The organism is Sphingomonas sp. ABOLE (assembly GCF_003950455.1).
Taxonomy (GTDB): Bacteria; Pseudomonadota; Alphaproteobacteria; order Sphingomonadales; family Sphingomonadaceae; genus Sphingomonas; species Sphingomonas trueperi.
In genome coordinates this window covers 116548-138383 of sequence record NZ_QQWY01000007.1, presented here as the reverse complement: position 1 = coordinate 138383, position 21836 = coordinate 116548, and the positions used below count along the sequence as shown (strand labels likewise).

Below are 21836 nucleotides of genomic sequence, written 5' to 3'. Positions count from 1 at the left end.
CCGGTTGCAAGAGTGCGGTTCTTGGCCGGGCGCGGGTGGCCCCCGGCAGCGCGGTTGCGCTGACAGGATGGTCGCCGCGCTGGGCGCGGCGGCGTTGTGCAGCCGGCACGCGGACGGGCGGGGGGGAGCGTCGCTTCCCTGTAGTCCTGCCGCGACATGCCGCAAGCCGGGCGGTGCCCGACTCCTCCACGCTGTTTCGGCCCTGCGGGTGCAGCCTGCCTCCCTCGGCAGGACTATCGGTTCGCTCCTGCCGCTCCCCCCGCCCTTCCGGCGCCGGTTGCGGTGTTTTGGAAGGAGCAAGGATCATGGGTGTTGGACACGAGAACCGGGCGAGCCCCTATGCCGAGGTGACTGGACGGGTGATTGCCGAGCTGGAGCAGGGGCGGCTGCCCTGGGTGCAGCCTCGGGATGCTGCGGCGTGTGGCTGTGCGATGCCGGCCAATGCCGCGACCGGGCGGCGCTATTCGGGGATCAATGTGCTGATCCTCTGGGCGGCGGTGATCGAGGGGCGGCATGTCTCGCAGCGGTGGCTGACCTTTCGACAGGCGCAGGCGGCGGGGGGAAGCGTGCGGCGCGGCGAGCGGGGAACGACGATCTGCTATGCGGATCGCTTTACCCCGAAGGACGAGGCCGAGCGGGCCCGTGACGAGGATCGCGAGGCGCGGCAGCTGGTCTTTCTGAAGCGGTTCACCGTGTTCAATGTCGACCAGTGCGAAGGCTTGTCCGAGTGGCTGACGGTGACGAAGCAGCGCGCGCCGGTGGCGGAAGCCGACCGCATTCCGGCCGCGCACGCACTGATGGAAGCGTGTGGGGCCGATATCCGGATTGGAAGCGGCGAGGCCTATTATAGTCCGGCGGGAGACTATGTCGCAGTGCCGCGCAGCTCGCCTTCTACGACCGCATCAATTGGTATCGCACCGTGCTGCACGAGCTGGGGCACTGGACCGGGCCCGCCTTGACCGCGACCAGTCAGGGGCTTTTGGCAGCGCCGCCTATAGCCGGGAGGAGCTGGTCGCCGAAGTGGCAAGCGCCTTCACTTGCGCGTCGCTGGCGATCCGGCCGACCGTGCGGCACGCCGATTATGTCGGCAGCTGGCTGGCGGTGTTGCGCGAGGATGAAAAGGCGATCTTCCGGGCGGCGAGCGCTGCTAGCAAGGCGGCGGACTTTCTGCTTAGCTTCGTCTCGGACGAGGAGGTGGGGCAATGATGCGCTGGCTTCGTCTGCGGCGGATGCGCCGCGCCTTTCGTGCACTGCCCGAGCGCGATCAGGCAATCTTCGGATCGGTTAGGTCGACGATTTGGACTACGTCGAAACGGCCAGGCGGCATGGCTGCACGGTAGCGGAGGTGGAAGAGACCATCACCCGCGTGCTGATCGCGCTCGGTCGAGCAGAGCGGGGCGAACAGCCATGAGCGATGCGACACCTCGCCCGAGAAGTCGGGCGAGGTGTACGCCGCGGCATCAGCGCGTTAGGATCGATCCATGAGGACCAGCCTCGACCATCTGCCCCCAGCCAAGCAACGCGAGCTGGAGCGTGTCGTCCAGATCCTGTTCGAGGAGTTTGGCGACGCGATCGCCATCGCCACGTCGGACTGGAAGAAGCCGGCGCGCATCTGAAGGTCCTTCTCTACGGCAGCTATGCGCGCGGCGGCTGGGTCGACGAGCCACATACCGCCAAGGGCTATCAGTCGGACTTCGATCTGCTCGTGATCGTCAACAGCCCGAAGTTGACCGACCGAGTGGATTTCTGGGCAACCGCAGAGGATCGACTCAACCGTGAACTCGGGATCACCAAGACGCTGCGCACGCCGGTGAATTTCATCGTGCACACCATGCAGGAAGTGAGCGATGGGCTGGCGCATGGCCGCTATTTCTTCATGGACGTCGCCCGCGACGGCATCGCGCTGTACGAGAGCGAACCCACCGAGCTGCACCAGCCGAAGCCGAAGACCCCACCCCAGGCGCTCGCAATGGCCAGGGAATATTTCGACGAGTGGTTTCCCTCTGCGATGAAGCCTTTCGAGATTGCCGGATTGGACCTGTCAAAAGGCTTCTTGAAAGCCCGGCAGCGGCCCGGATGGCCGAACAGGGCCTAACCTCCGAGCGGCTGGAAGAGCATCACCAGATCACGCGCGCCAACGGCGAGAAGCTGCTTGCCAACCCTGCGCTCGCGCTGGATGCAATTACCCGCACCCAGGCGACCTTCACCACGCGAGATCTGGTGATGTTCGTGCATCGCCACAGCGAAGGGAAGGAGCAGTTCGACCACGTGATGGCGGCAGTGCGCGCGTCACCTGAACTGGTGAAGCTGGGGAAGGATGGACGCGGCGAAGAACGCTTCACCAGCCGTGAGATGATCGAGACAGAAGCGCGGCTGGAGTGCGCGACCGTGAAGCTCGATGCCCGTCGTGGGCATGGCGTGGACGAGCAGCGTCGCAAACTGGCTCTGGTGCGCGCGGAAATACGCGGGCTCGTTCTGTCGAGCGAGCAGCGCAGTGCGTTTGATCATGTCACCAGCGGCAGGGATCTGGGCGTGGTGGTCGGATATGCCGGTACCGGCAAATCGGCGATTCTCGGCGTCGCCCGCGAAGCATGGGAGAGCGCCGGCTATCAGATGCAGGGACTGGCGCTGTCCGGCATCGCTGCCGAGAATCTCGAAAGCGGTTCGGGCATCGCGTTGCGCACCATCGCCAGCATCGAGCATCAATGGGGGCAGGGGCGCGAACTGCTGACCGACCGGTCGATCCTCGTCATCGACGAAGCGGGCCTGATCGGCACCCGCCAGATGGAGCGGGTGATCGCCCAAGCCGAGAAGCGCCGCGCCAAGGTGGTGCTGGTCGGCGACCCCGAGCAGCTTCAGGCGATTGAATCAGGTGCGGCGTTCCGTTCGGTCGCCGAGCGGCATGTTGCGATCAAGATCACCGACATTCGCCGGCAGCGCGAAGACTGGCAGCGACTGGCGACGCGCCAGCTCGCCACCGGCCGCATCGCCGAGGCGCTGGATGCCTATGGCCAGGCCGGCATGGTCGTCGACTTGGACACGCGAGTCGAGGCGCGATCGGCGCTGATCGATCGTTGGGATCGCGAGCGGATCGCCGATCCGGCGACATCGCGCATGATTCTCACCCACACCAACCAGGAATGCGATGAACTGAATGCACTTGCCCGGGATGTGATGACGCGCAGTGGGGCATTAGATACTGATATTGCGGTCGAAACCACCCGCGGAGAACGCTTGTTCGGGGCCGGTGACAGGGTCATGTTCCTGCGCAACGAACGCAGCCTGGGTGTGAAGAATGGCAGTCTCGGCACCATCGAACAGGTCGATCACGCCCGCATGGCCGTGCGGCTCGACGATGGCCGCCAGGTCGCCTTCGACCACAAGAATTACGGCGACATCACCCATGGCTATGCCGCTACGATCCATAAGGCGCAGGGCGTCACCGTTGACCGCGTCCATGTGTTGGCGACGCCGGGGCTCGACCGGCACGCTGCCTATGTCGCGCTGTCCCGGCACCGCGATGCGGTGGAGCTCCATTATGGCCGTGACGACTTCGCCGACCAGGGCAAGCTGGCCCGCGCCCTGTCGCGTGACCGGCCGAAGGACAATGCGCTCGACTATGATGCTGCTGCCGACCGCTTCGCTTCGCGGCGCGGCGTCGAGCGGTCGCGCATCCTCGATACGCTTGCCAAAGAGCCACTCGCCGAACCCGAGCGCAGCGCGCCTGCACCTGCCCGGCGGCAGGGCATGTTCGACGGGTTGCGGCTGTCCATCCCCGAGCCCGAACGGGTCCAAACCAAGCTGCGCTTCGATGGGCTCAAACTGTCGGTGTCAGCGGCAGCGCCGGAGGTGTCCGCTACCCGGAAGCTGGAGCGGGCGGTCGAAGGCTATGCGCGTGCGGTGCAGGATGCAGGCCGCATGACCGGTCAGGGTCGTGCGCCGCTCGAAGTTCAGAAGGCGGCGCTTGCGCGCACTGCCGAGGCGGTGAACGCGCTGCATCCCCACGGTGCCCACGATCTCGACATGGCCTTCGAGCGGACGCCGGGTCTGGTCAGCGAAGCGGCCAATGATCGCACCGCAAACGCGATTCGCCAGATGCAGCTGGAGGCGGAGGTGCGCGCCAATCCCGAGCTGCGCGCGGACCGGTTTGTTCAAGCCTGGCAGCAGCTTCAGGCGCGTCGGGGCAAGCTCAGCGGATGGGAGAATGAAGAGAAGCGCGCCGGTGTCGAAAGCGCCATGCGATCGATGGCGAAGGGGCTGGAGAAAGACCCGGCGCTAGGCGCCGCGCTCAGCCGCCGGGGCAGCGAGCTGATCGGCCTACAATGGTCGCCGGAATGGTCGCCGGGCAGCCGCGATGGCGGTGTCGGTCGGGCGCTTGGCGATGATGCCCGCACCCGTTCGATCATCCGTCAGCTCACCTTCTCGATCGATCGCGACCGAGGCCTTGGGATTGGAATGTAGCCATGGGTATCCACGAACCTCCCGTAGAAGCAGACCAGACCGTCCAGGCGTTCAACGACATGTCACGCAAGCTGGGGGGGTGACTGCTGCGGTCGACGGCTTTGCCGCGCGGCAGCAAGAATTGCATGCGCGTGACTATGGACCAGACCTGGAGAAGATCCGCGACGGCTACGATAAGGTGTGCGGTGCAATCAACATCCTAGCCAAGCGCCCGGCGATGACGTTGACACCCCAGGATGTCGCGAAGCAGATCGAGGCAGCTGGCACGCAGTGGCGTGCGGACGGTCATCGGGCGTGGACCGCCGCCAGCCATGCCCTTGCTGGCACAGTCCAGGAATTGAAGGGGATGGTTGCGTCGGCGCATTCCGCGGAGACCCAGCAGCTTTGGATCGCGGGGGCAGCCGTTTTAGCACTAGTGGTAGGCTTCGCTTCCGGCACTTTCGTTCCATCGCTAGTCGCTCAACTCGCGCCCGAGAGCTGGCATTGGCCAGAGGAGCGGGCCGCCGCATTGCTCAGGCGCACGCCTTGGGACGCGGGCATGCGGCTTTTAGAGATTGCTGACCCGCAGGAGGCGCAAGCGCTGGCCGATGCGGTGCGACTTTCGAAGGACAATGCAGATGTGCTTGCGACGTGCCGGAAACGGTCCGAGCAGCTCAATACCCCAGTGAAGTGCTCAATCTCGAATATGCCCGTGGCGAACGGCCATTCATAAAACTGTCCCTCCGGGGAAGCTAACCACGATAGACTTGAAGGGCTGGCTTTGGGACATTCCTGCCGTTCCGGTAGGTCATGCCGAACGGCAGCTCATTTCAGAAGGCGACATTCAACCTCAAGTCGCGGGCTGCAGGCAGATAACCATGGGTCGTGATGTGCTATGCCGCGTTGAGGCCCGAGCATGCCGGGTGTGGCCCGCCCCCGGCTCACCCTCGCATTATTCCGCAAGATCAGGTTGGCCGATGGTCCCAAAAGAAATTCGTCACGCAGCGTGAGTGTTGCATCTCCACGCTTTTCCTCGACCCCTCTTGAGCTCGACACCTTGACGGAGGCGATCCGATTGCTGACGAGTAAGCCCCGAAGAGGAGTGAACATTGGCAACCCGGCCCTACGAGCTAACCCGCTTAGATCCAGACACCTTCGAACACATGGCGAACATGCTCGCGCTGCGTGTGCTAGGGGCAGGGCATACCGGCTTCGGCCCAGGCTCCGATGGCGGCCGAGACGGCTATTTCGAGGGACGAGCACCTTATCCCTCGGCGGTGGATTGCTGGTCCGGATCCTGGGTGATTCAATCAAAATTTCATGCTCCTCATTTGTCCACCAATCCTCAAAAGTGGCTGTTAGCGGCAATCAGTGCCGAACTAGAGGCGTTTGACGACGAGGAAAAAAACCGAGACTGGCCAGATAACTGGATTGTCATCACAAACGTTGAGCCGAGTGGTCATCCTAAAACCGGATGCTTTGACGCAGCTAAAGAGCTTGTCAGGAAAAAGCGGCCTGAATTAGCCGAACGATTCGATATCTGGGGCGGCCAAAAGGTTTTAGATCTGCTCGTGTCCCACGAGGACGTTGCATCTCATTACGCTGGATTTCTGACGTCTGGAGACCTTATATCATCGATGAAGCGCGCTATCGAAGATCAAAACGCATCATTGAAAGATATATTACACTATTTTATAGTTACTCAGTTCGGCGAGCAACAGTTTACTAAGCTCGAGCAGGCCGGCTCAAGTTCCGACAGTAGGACAGGGATACATAAGCTTTACGTTGATTTGCCATTTATTTACGAGGGCGATCGTAGCCCGGTAAAGGCGCTCAGGGCTCTTACAGCAACATCAGCAGAAAATCAACAGTTGCGACCGCAACTCGCACCTCTGCCGGGCCTTGAGGCTTGGATTATGCAGCCGAAACGCTCAAGGACTTGGTTCGTGAAAGGAGGGCCGGGTCAGGGTAAATCGACGCTGACGCAATATATCTGTCAAATCCAAAGAGCGAGCTTTATCGTTAAGGGGGATTTCAACGTTCATCCAACATTGGCTACTCTGGCTAGCGAAGTGGTAGAATGTGCAAAGAATATTGAGTGCCACCCTATTCGGCCCCGTATTCCCGTGCTACTTGAGCTAAGAGCTTACGCTCAGTGGTTTGGTGAACAAAATGCCGATCAGCCTAACGGTCTATTGACGTACATCGCTAGTATACTTTCTCGAAAGATCGAGCACTCCGTTGCAATTGGAACATTAAAGCGCGCCTTCTCAAGTGGCGCCTGGCTGTTTATTTTCGACGGCTTGGATGAGGTTCCCGGTGATGTGAAGGATGAAGTAGCTTCCCAGGTCAGGTTGCTATGTGACGACGTGCTTGTTCAGGCAAATTGTGACTCGTTGATCGTTTGCACTTCCAGGCCACAGGGCTATTCAGGTTAATTTGACTCATTGGCGGCTTCGCTTATTGAGCTGGCTCCTCTTGAACCAGAGGAGGCCCTGGCCTGCGCAAAGACTGTTCTAGATCATGATCGCTCGCATGAGGAGGCTGCGAACCATTTTGCCATACTTCAAGAGGCAATAGGCTCGCCGGCGGTGCGGGAAATAATGACAACTCCACTCCAGTCGCACATCATGGCTGTCGTTGTTCGTGATGGAGGGCCGCCACCGGAACGGAAATGGGCACTCTTCTCGAATTTTTATCAAGTGATAAAAAAGCGGGAAGCAAACCGGAACCTTCCTGATAAACGTATCGCGCAGTTACTCAGGGAGGGTGACAAGCTTATTAAGGAGTTACACAATAAGCTTGGATTTGAACTTCATTATAGGGCGGAGCGGAGCTCTGGCGCATCTACATCGCTTTCGAAAGAGGAGCTGCATAAGGTTATTGCAACTGTGGTTGAATCTCTTCAGGAGGAGAAGGTAGAGGAGACTATAGAGCTTCTCATGGAAGCAACGACAGAGCGCCTAGTATTGGTGAACACTCCTGAGAGCGGCTCCTTTGTTCGTTTTGATATCCGTCCTCTACAGGAATTCTTCGCGGCAGAATATTTATATGAGTCGGCGAGCGATGAGGGGTTTCTCGAGCGGATTCGCACAATCGTGGCGGACTCGCATTGGCGGGAGGTGATGCACTTTCTTATAAGTGCGCTAGTAGAGCAGCAGCGGCGTTCGCACCTAGCAATGGTGCTTCAAGTCCTGTACGAGATTGATAATCCTGAGAACGAAGAGGTTCGCCTTCTGAGTCGGCGTCTTGCGATCGGCGGAATAATTAGTGCTAGAATTCTCCGTGAAGGAGTTCTCGAGTCTGACAAAAGAACTAGGCTTATTTTTCGCTCATTATTCTCGGCTCTACTTGCTTCGACCGACGCCAGGTTATTGTTGCCTGATGTGGAGCCGTCGCATTCTCGTAAATGGTTTTTATCTCTTTTGCATTCTGTGGTAGTCGAGCAGTCGCCTTCTGAAAGTATCGGGGCGGTATCAATTGCGTTCGATTTACCTTATCTCGTGGATGAGGTTCAGCGGGAGCTGATCGATATCATAAAGCGGCAGGGTTCAGATTACTTCTCGTGCTTGATCGAGCATTCTGCAGTTCAATATGCCCCCGAAGATGCCCCGCGCTGGATTTTTGACCTCACGTTAAACTGGCTCATGCAGAATGATTGGTGGTCGCTAAGCCACGGAGCTCTGGTAGGCCTTTACCGGCTTGTAGCCTCACAAAAGAGTTGGTTCACAGAGTTTGCGGTCTCGTCAGGGCTTACTGATATCCAAGCTGCTATGGCCCACGCAATATTCACGGGCTTCGAGGGCAATGAGGGTTCAGGCCGAACGGTGGTTGGAACACTTTACGGTTTGCTTGAGGTTTCGGAGATACGATGTACTGAACTACTTGATGCTAAACACTGGGACGCTGACAACGCGCTAGCTATTGCGAAGTTGGGCGGGGCCTTTGAGGCTGCCGTCGGCGTTATTGCATCTGCGTACCAAATTGATTTACCGGAGATAGGCAATGCAGCAGGCCTGACTGAGCGGAACAAGCTGCCCTCTTCACTGCTCCCGTTCTTCGAGAAAGCTGACTTGTGCAGTTTTTCGGTGAATCCCGGAAGTCTACTGAATTTTCGCTACCTTGATGAACCTGAAGAACACCAGGATTGGGCAGGGCTCATTTTGCGTTTTCCATCGGTGGTGCAGGCTCAAGCTTTCGGGCCCAATATCAAAAGCGCGCGCAAGGGCTTAGATGAGTTTATGATGACGCCTGAAGGCGCGCGCTCTTACGTCGATGCTTTACGGAACGCGCCACAGCATTTTAGTGCTTTGGTAGGTGATCTATCTCGCTTGATTTCGAAGTACCCCCTTATAAACGAAGGCGTTATTGACCTAGCATCAAGCATCGAACCCCAACTTCAGCGTAGCAATGGACGGGTTCGCTCTGAACCTTTTGCGGTTAAACTACCATCATGCGCAGCATTATTACCCCACATTGTCTCACATGTCGTGATGGCGAGAAGGGACAGGCATGTCTTCTACGGATGGTCGCGCCCGCGGGATACGAGTGAGGAAATAAAGAAATACTGTTCTGATTTGGATGCGCTCTTAGAAGTATTGCACGGTGATTGTTTCCCCTCTTACGTCAGAGCGGCAGCCGGCCTTTTCGTCCTCAGTCTAAGCGCCGACGCCCATGTCGTCGAGCAAGTGATAGGTCAGCTGGCGGCAATGAAAAGTGCCGTCAACGAGAAATGGCTTGCAATCGGCATAGTCGCGTTCTCCGGGCCACTTATTCGTAGAAGGAATCGCGCAGCGGAAACGTTCGTCGATCAGATACTGCGCGATTCCAGGGACGAGTACGCGGTGCGTGCAGCAATGGAGTTGTACATCCGAGAGTGGCGAGAGTTCACCCGTTCTCCTGTATCAGAGTCGATTGATTCAAATATTTGGTTGTAATCAGTGGTAAATGAGCAACGTGCCTCGGTCATAGTTCAAGTGCTTTAGCCCTTATAAGTGATGATCCGACGAGGAGGAGCCTGTTGTTGTGAGAGGCAGTTACCGTGTGGTTGGCCGCCAAGCGGCGATCGACATCGCCCTTCAATTTCGGCATTCTGCAGCCTTAGCTGAGCCGTGCTGATGGTAGGTGTCGTCCTGAGCGGTCAATTCACACAGTTGTGGCGAACGACGCATGCTGGTCGAAAACGGAAGGTTACACATCCGTGACCGCGAACCTCACGCCTCGCCTGCCGCGGCTTCGAAATAGTCGTTGCCCCCAGCATCCCGACGGCACCCCACCATCTCCAACCCCGCCCGCCCCAGCAACGCACCGTACCCCGCTTCCCCCAGCGACCACGAACGCCGCCCGGTCAGGCTGTCCTCCCAGTCGCAGCGCTCGCGGGGCGCGCTGAACAGGAAGCGGCCGCCGGGGTGCAGCGCGCGGCCTACCTGCGCGATCACCGCCGCCTGCGCCGCCTCCGGCAGCAGGAACAGCAGCCCGATCGCGACCACGCCGTCGAAGCGACGGTCGAAGAAGCGGCTGGTTTCCGCCGGCTCGCAGGCTGCGGTCGCCTCGGGCACGTTGGCGCGGAAGGCGGCGATCATCTTCGGCGCCGGGTCGATGCCGAACAGCGTGAAGCCCTGCGCCGCCAGGCAGGTGCCGATCGGCACGCCGGTGCCGCAGCCGATGTCGAGCACCGCGCCGCCGCGCGGAAGCTGGCGGGACCAGTGGAGGACGATGTCGGTGCCGACCTCCGAGCGGAGCGCCGCGAACCGCTCGGCGACCGCGTCCCAGCCGGCCGAGGCGTCGTCGCTGGTCACCGACGCCCCGCCACCGCCTAGCCCTTGGGCTTGAGCGCGTCGGCCAGCGAGGCGGTCGCGCTGCCCGGGCGGGCGGGCTTGGGCTGCGAGGGATCGGGGGCCCAGCCGGTGAGATAGACGATCGAATATTTTTCGGGCGTGCGGCCGTCGGGATCGGCGCGCTCGGCAAAGGCGGCGGCGGTGCCGAGCAGCGTTTCGCGGCGGAGCGGCGGTGTGTTCGGCAGCAGGTTGGTCGCCGCCATGCCGCGCAGGTCGCGGATCAGACCGCCCAGGCCGCCATAGCGCACCGTCAGCGTCTCGACATCGGCCACCGGCAGGGTGAAGCCGGCGCGCGACAACAGGTCGCCCGCGGCGCGCACGTCGATCTGCGGGTGGAAGCGCGCCACCGGCCGGTCGGCCTCGGCGGCGAGCAGGCAGGCGCGCAGCGTCGCCAGGCTGCCCGCGCCCAGGAACGCGCCGAGGAACAGCCCGTCGGGCTTGAGCGCGCGGCGGGCGAGGGCGAGCGCGCCGGGCACGTCGTTGACCGTGTCGAGCACGCCGGCGGAGATCACCAGGTCGAAGCGCGCCTCGGGGAAGGGGTGCATGTCCTCGTCGGCATGGATCGCGCCGCTGGCCGCGGCGAAGGCCGCGCCGGCCTCCAGCCGGGTAATGGTGGCGCCGGGCCAGACGAAGCTGCCGTCGGCGCTGCCCAGGTCGAGCACGTTGTGGAACTCGCGCTTCACGCCCTCCAGCCGTTCGTACAGCCCGTCGAGCATATGATCGCGCAGAAAGCTTTCATAGCTGCGGGCGGCGCGATCCCGGCGCTTGCGGCGCAGCGCGCGGTCGAAGATTTCGGAGTCGGACACGGCGCGCTTGTGCAGCGGCGCGGGGCTTGGAACAAGAGGGGCGTGGATCCGCGCGCGCCTTTCCTCCGCATCCTCGACCTGGCGCTGCCGCCGCGCTGCCCGGGCTGCGGCGCGATCGTCGAGGCCGATCATCGCTTCTGCGCAAGCTGCTGGGACAGCCTGCAATTCCTGGGGCCACCCTGGTGCGCGACCTGCCATCTGCCGTTCGAATACGACCGCGGGGCGGGGGCGCAGTGCGGCGACTGCCTCGCCCATCCGCCGCCGCATGACGGGGTGCGCGCGGCGGTGGCCTATGGCGAGGTCGCGCGGCGGCTGGCGCTCAAGCTCAAATATGGCGGGCGGCTGGCGGTGGCGGAGACGATGGCGCGGGCGATGGCGCGGCTGGTGCCTGAGGGCGCCGATCTGGTGGTGCCGGTGCCGCTCCATCGCTGGCGGCTCTGGTCGCGCGGGTTCAACCAGGCGGTGCTGATCGCGCGGGGCGTGGCGAAGCGGCACGGGCTGCCGGTCGAGACCGATCTGCTGCGCCGGGTGAAGGCGACGCCCAAGCTCCAGGGGCTGGGCCGGCGCGCGCGGGCCAAGGCGGTCGCGGGCGCCTTCGCGCTGGCGCCTGGGGCGCGGGCGCGGCTCGCGGGGCGGACGGTGCTGCTGGTCGACGACGTCCATACCAGCGGTGCGACGGGCGATGCCTGCGCCCGGCTGCTCAAACGCGGCGGGGCTTCGCGCGTTGTGGTTCTTTGCTGGGCACGCGTCCTCGCCGAGGACGCCATGGATTGACAAGCCGGGGGCCCGCGCACACCTCAGGAGGCATTATGGCAAAGGTCGAAATCTACACCAAGGCGTTCTGCCCCTATTGCACGCGCGCCAAGCAGCTCCTCACCACCAAGGGCGCGGAATATGAGGAGTATGACATCACCATGGGCGGGCCCAAGCGCGCCGAGATGCTGGAGCGCGCGCCGGGCCGCACGACGGTGCCGCAGATCTTCATCGACGGCCAGCATATCGGCGGCTCGGACGATCTCGCCGCGCTCGATCGCAAGGGCGGACTGGACCCGCTGCTCGCCGCATGAACCGCGCCGCGCTGCTCCAGATGACCAGCGGGATCGATCCCGCTGCGAATGCGGCCAAGCTGGTCGAGGCGGTGGCGCAGGCCAAGGCGGGCGGGGCGGCGATGCTGTTCACCCCCGAAATGTCCGGCCTGGTCGACGGCAACCGCGAGCGCGCGCAACGCCACTATGCGCATGAGCGCGACGATCGTGTACTTTCCGCCGTGCGCGAGGCAGCGGCGCGACACGGCATGTGGGTGCATCTGGGCAGCCTCGCGGTGCTGCGCGAGGACGGCAAGCTCGCCAACCGCGCCTTCGTGATCGACGACGTCGGCGCGATCCGCGCGCGCTACGACAAGATGCATCTGTTCGACGTCGATCTGCCGACCGGCGAGAGCTGGCGCGAATCGAACAGCTATACGGCAGGGGCGGGGCCGGTGGTGGTCGACACGCCGCTGGGCAAGCTCGGCCTCGCCATCTGCTACGACCTGCGATTCCCGGACCTGTTCCGCACGATGAGCGACGCGGGCGCGACGATCCTCGCGGTGCCGGCGGCGTTCACGCGGCCCACCGGCGCGGCGCACTGGCACGTGCTGCTGCGCGCCCGCGCGATCGAGGCGGCGGCGTTCGTCATTGCCGCGGCGCAGACCGGCGAGCATCAGGACGGTCGCGCCACCTATGGCCACAGCCTCGCCACCGATCCCTGGGGCGACGTGCTGCTGGACATGGGGGAGGCGGCGGGGCTCGGCTTCACCGAGCTCGACGCCGCGCGGGTGGACGATGTGCGGACCCGGGTGCCCGTGCTGCGCCATCGCCGCGCCATTCCGGAGGCGATCGTCGCGTGATCGTCTTCGACCTGAAGTGCGGTGCGGAGCATGTATTCGAGGCGTGGTTCAAGTCCAGCAGCGCTTATGAGGAACAGCGTGCGCAAGGGCTGATCGCCTGCCCGTTCTGCGGCGACGTTACGGTGACCAAGGCGGTGATGGCGCCGGCGGTGGGTGCCAAGGGCAACCAGTCGCCGGAAACGTCGCCGGTCACCCCGGCGGCGTTCAAGGCCGCGCTTGCAGCCGTGGCGCAGCTCCAGGCCAAGCAGCTCGAGACTTCGACCTGGGTAGGCGGGGCGTTTGCGGAAAAAGCGCGAGCGATGCATCTTGGAGACGCGCCGGAGGCACCGATCCACGGCCAGGCGACGCTTGCGGAGGCGAAGGCGCTGGTCGACGAAGGCGTGCCGGTCGCGCCGCTGCTGGTACCCGTGGTGCCGCCCGAGGCGCGCAATTGATTTCGCGCGATCGGGTCGGTACGAGCGACCGCGTGGCCCGGTAGCTCAGCAGGATAGAGCAAGCGATTCCTAATCGAGAGGTCGGAGGTTCGAATCCTCTCCGGGTCACCACATTTCGTGCTGTTGATCGTCTTTGGATAGGGACGATCTCGCGCGTCTGTCGGGCGGCGGCACTCTTGGTCGGTCGGGCGTCGTGGTGCAGAGTTGTGCGAGCGGGAAATCCTGTTTTCAGCGCAGTAGACGTTCCGTCCTGCTTCTCGCGCGAGAGGGTTTGTCCCGCCTCGCCCGCTGGACCAGGTTGCTTGGCGGGTGGCTGAACTCTGCGCGGGTGCTGACTTCCGCAGGGTGCACCCGGGATTTATCTTCCTGCAATGGCATCAACTGGTTGTCGGGCGTATCTTTGGTTCGGCCCGGCATGTGAGGAATGCCATTCCCGCAAGTGGCGGGCCGCACGATCATCCACGGCAGAGAACCGGGAAGCGCCATGGCAGAGGATTCCAAGACCGAATTGCACCACTCGCTCAATCTTGCGGGTTTCCGCGCGCTGGCGACGGCCGCCGGGCTGTTGCAGCTGTGCCGGGAACTCGAAGCGGCGAATCTTCTCCCTTCCGCCGCGATCGACCGCGTGCGCGACGCGATGTTCGACGAGCTGATGGAGCAGGCCGCACCTGCGCGCCGACACGATGCTGCATTCGCAGCGCATCTCCGACGCAGGCTCGAAGGCCTCTTTTCTGGCGCGGAGCGGCTCGGCGACACACCCATCTTGCCGTCCTGACGCTGCGCGGCGGAAGCCCACAGCCCGTGGGGTGCCCGTCACCGCACGGCTGCGCGCGACCGGCGACGACGAATGACGGCTCTTGGACGACGAACCGAGGCGCTTCGTCCTGCATCTCGCAGCCATCCCCTGTAAGCGGTTGGCAAAGGGAGAGTTGTTTGCCGTTTATCGCCACCGCCGCCCGTCTCGGCGCATCCATCGTGCCGGTCGTCCTGCTCGCCGCCTGCGTCCCCGCGGCACCATCCGCCACCGTGAAGGCGCCGCCGCCCCCGCCGCTGCCACGCCCTACGCTCGTCGCGCCGCCGATCGACGCGACCGCTGCGAAGCCAAGGCCCAGGCGGTCCGACGAGCCCCCAGCGGCGTTGCTCAATGCGGTGCAGGCCCTCGGCGCAGGGTTCCACGGCCAGGTGGCGATCTCGGTACGGGATGTCGATCGTGGCTGGATGGTCGCATGGAACGGAGACCGACCGCATCCGCAGCAGAGCGTCAGCAAGCTGTGGGTGGCCATCGCGGTGTTCGACGCGATCGATCACGCTCGGATGACGCTCGCCACGCCGGTGACGGTGACGCGCAGCGACCTCACCGTCTTCCACCAGCCGATACGCCCGCTGGTCGGACCGAACGGCTATCGCACCACGGTCGGCGCGCTGCTCGAGTGCGCGCTGACCCGTAGCGATAACACCTGCAACGACGTGCTGCTGTGGAAGGTCGGCGGTCCCACCGCCATCCGCCGCATGCTGAAGGAGAAAGGCGTCGACGGCGTCGGCTTCGGCCCCGGCGAGCGTGAGCTGCAGGCGAAGACCGCCGGGCTGGTCTGGCGGAAGGAATGGGCAGGCGGCTGGGGCTTTCTCAAGGCCCGCGCGGCGATGCCGGCGGCCGAGCGCCGCAGGGCACTCGATCGCTATCTGGCCGCGCCCTATGACGGCGCGACCGCAAACGGCGTGACGCTGGGCCTGTCGCTGCTCGCACAAGGCAAGCTGCTCGGCCGCACCTCCACCGATCGCCTGTTCCGGATCATGCTGGCGAGCAAGACGGGCCCGTTGCGGCTGAAGTCCGGCCTGCAGCCCGGCTGGAAAATGGCGCACAAGACGGGGACGGGGCAGGAGCTGGGCAAGCTCGCCACCGGCTATAACGATGTCGGCCTGCTCACCGCGCCCAACGGGCACCGCTACGCGGTGGCGGTGATGATCGCCAGCACGCGCCAGCCGATCCCGGTTCGGATGCGGCTGATGGGCGACGTGACGCGCGCGGTGATCCGCACGGCGGAATAGGACGCGTCTTCGCTTTCCGGGTAAAGTTCGCCTAGCCTGCGCGCAACCAACAGAAAAGGGACGAGGACCGCCTTGGACGACGCCATCGAAGCACAGGATCGCCGCGCCCGGCTTCGCGAGCGCCTGTTACACCTCGCCCTGTACCGTTGGTGGCGCCAGTCGATCGTCGCGCCAATTGACCATCAAGCGGTCGTCGCCCGGATCGTGGAGGACAGCGGCTGGTCGGGGCGCTTCGCCTTCATGACGATGATGTCGGCCGGCATCGCGGTGCTGGGGCTGCTGCTGTCGTCGCCGGCGGTGGTGATCGGCGCGATGCTGATCTCGCCGTTGATGAACCCCATCTTGGGCTTTGGCTTTAGCCTGGCGCTGTTCGATTTCGTCGAGCTGCGACGGTCGCTCAAGGCGCTGGCGATCGGCGCCTTCGCGGCGGTCGCATTCACCGCGCTGATCGTCACCATCTCGCCGCTGCAGGCGCCGACCTCGGAGATTGTCGCGCGCACCCGGCCCAATCTGTTCGATCTTGCCGTCGCGCTGTTCGCGGCGCTGGCGGGCACCTACGCCATCATCCGCGGGCGGGGTGAAACCATTGTCGGCGTGGCCATCGCCACCGCATTGATGCCGCCGCTGGCGGTGGTCGGCTATGGCATCGCGACCTGGAACGCGCCGGTGGGGATGGGTGCGCTGGCGTTGTTCGTGACCAATTTCATCACCATTGCGCTCTCCGCCACGGCGATGGCGCGTTTCTACGGCTTCGGCCATCATCTCTCGAGCCGCCAGACCTGGACCCAGACGGCGATCCTGATCCTCGTCTTCGTCGCGCTGGCGATCCCGCTCGGCATCTCGCTCAACCGCATCGGTCGCGAGGCGGTGGCGGTCACCCAGGCGCGAACGCTGCTGGCGGAGCGGTTCGGCGCCAAGGCGCGGGTCACCCAGCTCGACCTCGACTTCACCCGCGAGCCGCTGGTCGTCCGCGCCGTGGTGATTACCCCGCAGGACGCGATGCAGAAGACCGTGACCATCCAGAAGGCGCTGGCGACGCAACTCGGTCGGCCCGTTCGCCTCAATCTCGACCAGGTGCTGCTAGGCGCCGGTGCGGATGCGCTGGCGGCACAGCGTGAGGAACTGCGGCGGGCAGGGGAGGCGTCCAATCAGGAGACGCAGCGCGTGACCGAGATCGCGCAGATGGTGGCGCTGATCGCGGGCCTGAAGCCTGACGACGTCACCGTCGACCGCGACCATCACCGTGCCACCGCCGCCGCGACGCCGCTGCCGGGGGCAGGGATCGAGACCTACCGCATGCTCGAGACGCGGGCCGCACAGCGCGCGGGCGACTGGACGGTGGCGATCGTTCCGCCGCAGGGGCCGCTGCCGGAGATCGGCTTCGCGGACGATGTCGATACCCTCGACGCGCGGGCGACCGAGGCCGTCGCTGCGTCGATCTGGGCGGCGAGGCGCTGGAACATCGGTGCGCTCGGCGTGCCGGGGCTGCCCGAGGGCGCCCCGCCAGCGAAACCCACCCTCACGCAGCGACGCGCGCTCGCCATTGCGGTGCAATTGCGCCGTGCCGGTATCGCTCCGAGCGCGGCCCCGCCTGCCGGGCAGCGCTTTGCGCTCGTCCCGGCGCCGGTTCTGCCCTAGGGATTTTTACCCGCCCAGTCGCTTCAGGAGTGCCCGCGTTGAACGAAATCGGTCTTCCCGAACTCGGCACGTTGCTGATCGTCGCGTCGCTGGTGGCGATGATCTCGCGGCGGATCGGGCTGCCTTATACCGCCGGGCTGGTGCTGGCCGGCATCGCGCTCGCCTTCCTGCCGGTGGGCGCCAACCTGCCGCTGTCGCGGGAACTGATCTTCAACATATTTCTGCCGCCGCTGATCTTCGAGGCCGCCTTGCAACTGCGCTGGCAGCGTTTTCGCGAGGAATTGCCGCTCACCGTCGTGCTGGCGTTCCTTGGCGTCGCAATTTCGGCGCTGCTGGTTACGGCGGGCATGCACTGGCTGTTTGGCTGGAGCTGGCTGGGCGCGGCCTTCTTCGGCGTGCTGATCGCCGCGACCGACCCGGTATCGGTGATCGCGGCGTTCAAGGAAATGAAGGCGGAGCCGCGGCTGAGCATGGTGGTGGAGTCGGAAAGCCTGCTCAACGACGGCGTCGCCGCCGTGGGCTTCGCGATTCTGTTCGCGGTGGCCGAGGGCGGCGGGCTCAGCGTCGGCGGCGTCGCTACGTCGCTGCTCTGGACGGTGTTCGGCGGGGTTGCGGTCGGCGGCGCGATCGCCTTCGTCGTGCTGACGGTGGCCGGGCGAACCGAGGACCATCTGGTCGAGGTGACGCTGACCACGGTGATCGCCTGGGCCAGCTTCCTGCTGGCCGAGCATGTCCATGCCTCGGGCGTGTTCGCGGCGCTGGCCGCCGGTATCATCGTCGGCGCGATCGGGCCGCGCGGGTCGATCTCGGTCGCCGGACGCCAGCATGTCCAGGACTTCTGGGCCTATGCCGCCTTCCTCGCCAATTCCTGCCTGTTCCTGCTGATCGGCAGCCATGAGGCGCACCAGCCGATCGCGCTGGTGAGCGGCGCGCTGGTCGCGGGGATCCTGCTGACGCTGCTCGGCCGCGCGGCGGCGGTCTATCCGCTGGCGGCTTTGTTCGCGCGCACCGGGCTGCGGCTGCCCGCCACCTACCAGCATGTCCTCGTGTGGGGCGGGCTGCGCGGGGCGGTGGGCCTTGCGTTGGCGCTGGCGGTGCCGGCGAACGTGGCCGAGCGCGGCGCGATCGTCGTGGTCACCTTCGGCGTCGTCGCCTTCTCGATCTTCGCACAGGGCCTCACCATGCCGCCGCTGCTCCGTCGCTGGAAGCTGACCGGTGCGGCCGATGCCGAGCATTGAATCAGGGGCCGATGTCGATCGCGTCGGCCTGCGTCCTGGTGTGCGCACCGTCGTCGAAGCCGAGCGCCCGCGCCACCGGGCCGTTCCAGTCATAGGGGTCGGTGCGGACCGTCACGCGGCCCGTCTCGTCGACAAAGGCGTTCTGGTAGAGCAGCCGCACCGGAATGCGCACCGGCAGCGGCACGAAGGTCTGCGCGCCGCTGGCGCTCGCCGCCTGCCAGCGATCGGCCACGCCTTCGTCCCCGGCGAGCAGTTGCGCAAAGCCCAGCGCGTCCTCCACGCGCACGCAGCCATGGCTGAGATGCCGCTGGCTGCGCTCGAACAGGCCCGGCGCACTGGTATCGTGGAGGTAGATGGCCTGATCGTTGATCATGTCGAACTTGACCAGGCCCAGCGCATTGTCCGGTCCCGGCTGCTGGACGATATAGCCGCCCCGCCGCACCATGTTGTGGCTGGCGAGATAGTCGGCGCCGACATGCGCCAGTTCGCTGTTCTCGATGGACTTGGGAATGGTCCAGGTCGGGTTGGCGACCAGGCGGTAGATCGGCGAGGATAGGAGCGGCGTCTCCCGGCCCGGCTTGCCGACGATCACCTTGCGGCTGTCGACCAGCACGCCGTTGCGGTAATAAGAGAGGCGCGCGGCCGCGATGTTGACGTCGATGCGCGTCCCCGGCGGATTGCGCGCCAGCCAGCGCAGCCGCTCCAGCGCGACGGCGATCGCGCGGGCCCGGTCTGCGGGGCCGAGGTTTAGCACCTCGAAGGTCCGGGGCCCGAGCACGCCGTCCTCCGCCAGACCATAGTCGCGCTGGAGCGATCGCACCGCATCGGCGATTGCGTCGGTGTAGAGGTTGGGAGCGGCGGTCGCCTGCGGCTGCCCGGCCATCGGGTCGAGCAGATAGCCTTCGACGGCCAGTTGCCGCGCGATGGCCGGCACCTGATCGTCGCGGTCGCCCGGGCGGACCAGTCCCGTAGCGGTGATGGGCGCTGCGCGCCCACCGGCGGCGTGCTGATCGGCGACCGCGGCGCGATACGCCTCGGACAAGCGTGCATAGTCCGGGTCGGCGGGTGCGAGCCCGGCCAGCCAGCCTTGCAGATGTCGCCGGTCGAGCGCCTTCGCCAGCCCCTCGGTCAGGTCGATGTCGGGACGGGGCAGCGTGTAGACAGCATGCAGCGACGTGGGATCCACCACCCCCTTGGCCAGCGCACCGGCGTAGAGCAGCGCGGCGCGGGTGAACGCGACGTCGCGCGCCGCCGGGGTTTCGGCCGAGCTGGGCTCGGGCAGGAACTGCAGCCGGTCCAGCCCATGGTCGGCGCGCCGTGCGATGGCCTCCTGCAGCGCTTGCGCGGCCGCATCGGTCCAGACCAGGTGCCAGCCGACGCGCGCATAGAAGCGTTGCATGTCCGGCGCCGTCGCCAGCGCACGCAGCGAGGCTTCCGTGGCAGCGGGGGCGGGCTGTGCCGCGTCGCGCTGATTGGCCTGCGCGGCGGTGGCGGGAGCGGCAAAGGACAGGGCGGTGCAAGCCGCAAGCAGGCAACGGAAACGCGGTCTCTCGAAGTTCATGTCCTTGCCAACGCCTGGCGCCTTGCGATCGCTCCGCTCAGCTTGTCCGCCAGCGCTCCAGTTCGTTGAGCAGATCGCCGGTGATCTGTTCGGTGGAGAAACCGGTGATATCGCGCATGCGGGCGCCCTGGCTGGTCTGCACTGCCAGCGTCCAGGCGACGCTGCGCCGCGCTTCCGAGGCTTCCAGCGCGGTATAGGCGGCGAGCGGGCGGGAGCGGGGGAAGATGCGATAGGTAAACGGCTTGTCGCTCTGCTGACCGACGGTGAGCGCCAGCTGCGTCTCCTCGATCTCCAGTCTAAGATCCGTCCAGCCTTCCGCCTGCATGCCTTCGTATACGGCGCGCAAGGCCGGCTTGCCCTTGCTGTTCATCTGGCCGAGGATCTCAGCGCGCCGTGCGGGGGCGACCAGCCGTTTCAGCCGCTCGCTGATTGCCGGCATATCGTCCGAAAGTGCCACGCCGGCCAGATCGGCATTGGTCTGGCGCACCAGCCCATACGCCAACAGCAGCATGATGAAGCAGAAGGGCAGCGCCGCCAGCAGGGTCGCCGCCTGGAGCGCGCCGAGGCCGCCCGCCACGAGCAGCAGCGTCGCTGTCGCGCCCAGCAGCACGCACCAGTACATCCGCTGCCAGCGCGGCGTATCTTCCTTGCCGCCGGAGGCCAGGGTGTCGATCACCAACGCGCCGGAGTCGGCGGAGGTGACGAAGAACACCGCCACGAGCAGGATGGCGAGGGTGGAGGTGACGCTCGCCGCCGGCAGATATTCCAGGAACTTGAACAGCGCGGTGGAGAGATTGGCCTGCACCGCCTGGGCGATCCCGCCCGATGCCACGCCCAGGTCGAGCGAGATCGCGGTGTTGCCGAACACGGTCATCCACAGGAAGGTGAAGGCGGTGGGCACGAACAGCACGCCGATCACGAACTCGCGGATCGTCCGCCCGCGCGAGATGCGCGCGATGAACATCCCGACGAAGGGCGACCAGGCGATCCACCAGGCCCAGTAGAACAGCGTCCAGTCCGCCATCCAGGCGCGCGGCTCATAGGCGTAGAGCGTGAACGTGCGCATCACGAAGTGATCGAGATACAGGCCGAAATTCTGCACCAGCGCGCGCAGCAGGAAGAGCGTGGGGCCGAGTACCAGCACGAACAGCATCAGCAGCACGGCTACGGTGAGATTCAGTTCGGACAATCGCCGGATGCCGCGATCCGCCCCGCTCAGCACCGACAGCGTCGCCGCCCCCATGACCAGCATAATCACGACGATCTTGGCGGTCAGCGTATCGGGGAGCGCGTAGATATAGGACAGCCCTGCGGTCATCTGCGAGACGCCGAAGCCCAGCGAGGTGGCGACCCCGAACACTGTGCCGCACACCGCAAAGATGTCGATCGCGTCGCCGAGCGGCCCGTGGATGCGCTTGCCGAGGATCGGCGCCAGCCCCGAGCGCAGGGTGAGCGGCAGATCCTTGCGATAGGTGAAATAGGCAAGGCTCAGCCCGACCAGTGCGTAGATCGCCCAGGCATGGACGCCGTAATGGTGGAAGGTGATCGCCATCGCCTCGCGCGCCGCGGCGATCGTGCCGCTCTTGGCTTCCGGGGGCGAGATATAGTGCTGGATCGGCTCGGCGACGGCAAAATACATCAGCCCGATGCCCATCCCAGCGGCGAACAGCATCGCCAGCCAGGAGAGATAGGGGAAGTCCGGCTCGGCATCGTCCGGCCCCAGCTTCAGCTTGCCTGCCGGCCCGAAGCCGAGGGCGAGGACGACGACGAGGAACACCGCGACGGCGGCGATGTAGAACCAGCCGAACGTGTCGATGGTCCAGGCCTGTGCCGCCTTGAAGGCGAGATCGGCACTGCCGGGCATGGCGATGGTGACGCCGAGTAGCGCCAGGATGAGCGCCGAGGCGCCCCAGAACACGCGAGGGTTGATTGCACTTTTCAGCATAAT

18 protein-coding genes, 1 tRNA gene and 1 pseudogene are annotated in these 21836 nt (G+C 64.8%); 16 read left to right on the top strand and 4 right to left on the bottom strand.

The features are described 5' to 3' along the window. Positions 1 to 305 precede the first annotated feature (305 nt). The 7 genes and pseudogenes from CA234_RS06580 (at position 306) to CA234_RS06555 (ending at position 9377) form a co-directional block, all read left to right on the top strand. Positions 306 to 959: an ArdC-like ssDNA-binding domain-containing protein gene (locus tag CA234_RS06580; protein ID WP_346962887.1), complete on the top strand. Its 654-nt coding sequence runs from the start codon at positions 306 to 308 to the stop codon at positions 957 to 959. Beyond that, positions 865 to 1206, top strand: a complete 342-nt coding sequence (locus CA234_RS25325; RefSeq protein ID WP_346962886.1) for a zincin-like metallopeptidase domain-containing protein — start codon at positions 865 to 867, stop codon at positions 1204 to 1206. Before CA234_RS06580 ends, CA234_RS25325 begins: the two co-directional genes overlap by 95 nt. A gap of 275 nt (positions 1207 to 1481) precedes the next feature. Then, positions 1482 to 2011: pseudogene (locus tag CA234_RS06575) on the top strand (nucleotidyltransferase domain-containing protein); the annotation flags it as partial. Positions 2012 to 2076: 65 nt separating this feature from the next. Next, positions 2077 to 4461, top strand: coding sequence for a Ti-type conjugative transfer relaxase TraA (gene traA, locus CA234_RS06570; protein ID WP_126001176.1), 2385 nt, complete (start codon positions 2077 to 2079; stop codon positions 4459 to 4461). A 79-nt stretch (positions 4462 to 4540) separates the two neighbouring features. Beyond that, positions 4541 to 5173 carry a DUF6118 family protein gene (locus tag CA234_RS06565; protein WP_125976775.1) on the top strand — a complete coding sequence of 211 codons (633 nt, stop codon included), beginning with the start codon at positions 4541 to 4543 and terminating at the stop codon, positions 5171 to 5173. Between the two features lie 376 nt (positions 5174 to 5549). Next, positions 5550 to 6878 (top strand): hypothetical protein, encoded by a 1329-nt coding sequence (locus tag CA234_RS06560; RefSeq protein WP_206431102.1) that lies wholly within the window; start codon positions 5550 to 5552, stop codon positions 6876 to 6878. A gap of 192 nt (positions 6879 to 7070) precedes the next feature. Further along, entirely contained in the window at positions 7071 to 9377 is a 2307-nt protein-coding gene (locus CA234_RS06555; RefSeq protein WP_206431101.1) for a hypothetical protein, read from the top strand. Positions 9378 to 9653: 276 nt separating this feature from the next. Here the strand turns inward: CA234_RS06555 and CA234_RS06550 are convergent, their stop codons facing one another. After that, complete coding sequence (locus tag CA234_RS06550) at positions 9654 to 10238, bottom strand: class I SAM-dependent methyltransferase (RefSeq protein ID WP_241213305.1); 585 nt, start codon at positions 10236 to 10238, stop codon at positions 9654 to 9656. Between the two features lie 17 nt (positions 10239 to 10255). Next, the gene (locus tag CA234_RS06545; RefSeq protein WP_126001173.1) at positions 10256 to 11083 is read right to left on the bottom strand and encodes a methyltransferase domain-containing protein; all 828 of its coding nucleotides are present in this window, start codon (positions 11081 to 11083) and stop codon (positions 10256 to 10258) included. Positions 11084 to 11125: 42 nt separating this feature from the next. Between CA234_RS06545 and CA234_RS06540 the strand changes: the two genes are divergently transcribed. The 9 genes from CA234_RS06540 (at position 11126) to CA234_RS06500 (ending at position 18327) form a co-directional block, all read left to right on the top strand. Then, the gene (locus CA234_RS06540; RefSeq protein WP_126001172.1) at positions 11126 to 11857 is read left to right on the top strand and encodes a ComF family protein; all 732 of its coding nucleotides are present in this window, start codon (positions 11126 to 11128) and stop codon (positions 11855 to 11857) included. A gap of 35 nt (positions 11858 to 11892) precedes the next feature. Beyond that, positions 11893 to 12150: a glutaredoxin 3 gene (gene grxC / locus CA234_RS06535; protein WP_126001171.1), complete on the top strand. Its 258-nt coding sequence runs from the start codon at positions 11893 to 11895 to the stop codon at positions 12148 to 12150. Next, complete coding sequence (locus CA234_RS06530; RefSeq protein ID WP_126001170.1) at positions 12147 to 12971, top strand: carbon-nitrogen hydrolase family protein; 825 nt, start codon at positions 12147 to 12149, stop codon at positions 12969 to 12971. The genes grxC and CA234_RS06530 overlap by 4 nt, the downstream gene beginning before the upstream one ends. Beyond that, positions 12968 to 13405: a DUF1178 family protein gene (locus CA234_RS06525; RefSeq protein ID WP_125973521.1), complete on the top strand. Its 438-nt coding sequence runs from the start codon at positions 12968 to 12970 to the stop codon at positions 13403 to 13405. Before CA234_RS06530 ends, CA234_RS06525 begins: the two co-directional genes overlap by 4 nt. 34 nt (positions 13406 to 13439) lie before the next feature. Then, positions 13440 to 13516: transfer RNA gene (locus tag CA234_RS06520), tRNA-Arg, on the top strand. 373 nt (positions 13517 to 13889) lie between these two features. Beyond that, positions 13890 to 14180, top strand: coding sequence for a hypothetical protein (locus tag CA234_RS06515; RefSeq protein ID WP_125973519.1), 291 nt, complete (start codon positions 13890 to 13892; stop codon positions 14178 to 14180). A gap of 158 nt (positions 14181 to 14338) precedes the next feature. Further along, positions 14339 to 15451 (top strand): serine hydrolase, encoded by a 1113-nt coding sequence (locus CA234_RS06510; RefSeq protein WP_241213301.1) that lies wholly within the window; start codon positions 14339 to 14341, stop codon positions 15449 to 15451. Positions 15452 to 15523: 72 nt separating this feature from the next. Beyond that, a complete protein-coding gene (locus CA234_RS06505) occupies positions 15524 to 17089 on the top strand; it encodes a DUF389 domain-containing protein (protein ID WP_206431100.1) in 1566 nt (521 codons plus the stop codon). A 38-nt stretch (positions 17090 to 17127) separates the two neighbouring features. Next, positions 17128 to 18327 carry a cation:proton antiporter gene (locus tag CA234_RS06500; protein ID WP_126001169.1) on the top strand — a complete coding sequence of 400 codons (1200 nt, stop codon included), beginning with the start codon at positions 17128 to 17130 and terminating at the stop codon, positions 18325 to 18327. Between the two features lies 1 nt (position 18328). Here the strand turns inward: CA234_RS06500 and CA234_RS06495 are convergent, their stop codons facing one another. Continuing rightward, positions 18329 to 19888, bottom strand: a complete 1560-nt coding sequence (locus tag CA234_RS06495) for a L,D-transpeptidase family protein (RefSeq protein ID WP_241213299.1) — start codon at positions 19886 to 19888, stop codon at positions 18329 to 18331. 37 nt (positions 19889 to 19925) lie between these two features. Next, a complete protein-coding gene (locus CA234_RS06490) occupies positions 19926 to 21833 on the bottom strand; it encodes a BCCT family transporter (RefSeq protein WP_126001168.1) in 1908 nt (635 codons plus the stop codon). Positions 21834 to 21836: the final 3 nt, after the last annotated feature.

Bases quoted from the DNA above. Each gene is read 5' to 3' on its own strand.
- CA234_RS06580 (WP_346962887.1), top strand. From the start codon at position 306: ATGGGTGTTGGACACGAGAACCGGGCGAGCCCCTATGCCGAGGTGACT.
- CA234_RS25325 (WP_346962886.1), top strand. From the start codon at position 865: ATGTCGCAGTGCCGCGCAGCTCGCCTTCTACGACCGCATCAATTGGTA.
- traA (WP_126001176.1), top strand. From the start codon at position 2,077: ATGGCCGAACAGGGCCTAACCTCCGAGCGGCTGGAAGAGCATCACCAG.
- CA234_RS06555 (WP_206431101.1), top strand. From the start codon at position 7,071: ATGGCTGTCGTTGTTCGTGATGGAGGGCCGCCACCGGAACGGAAATGG.
- grxC (WP_126001171.1), top strand. From the start codon at position 11,893: ATGGCAAAGGTCGAAATCTACACCAAGGCGTTCTGCCCCTATTGCACG.
- CA234_RS06530 (WP_126001170.1), top strand. From the start codon at position 12,147: ATGAACCGCGCCGCGCTGCTCCAGATGACCAGCGGGATCGATCCCGCT.
- CA234_RS06515 (WP_125973519.1), top strand. From the start codon at position 13,890: ATGGCAGAGGATTCCAAGACCGAATTGCACCACTCGCTCAATCTTGCG.
- CA234_RS06495 (WP_241213299.1), bottom strand. From the start codon at position 19,888: ATGAACTTCGAGAGACCGCGTTTCCGTTGCCTGCTTGCGGCTTGCACC.
- CA234_RS06490 (WP_126001168.1), bottom strand. From the start codon at position 21,833: ATGCTGAAAAGTGCAATCAACCCTCGCGTGTTCTGGGGCGCCTCGGCG.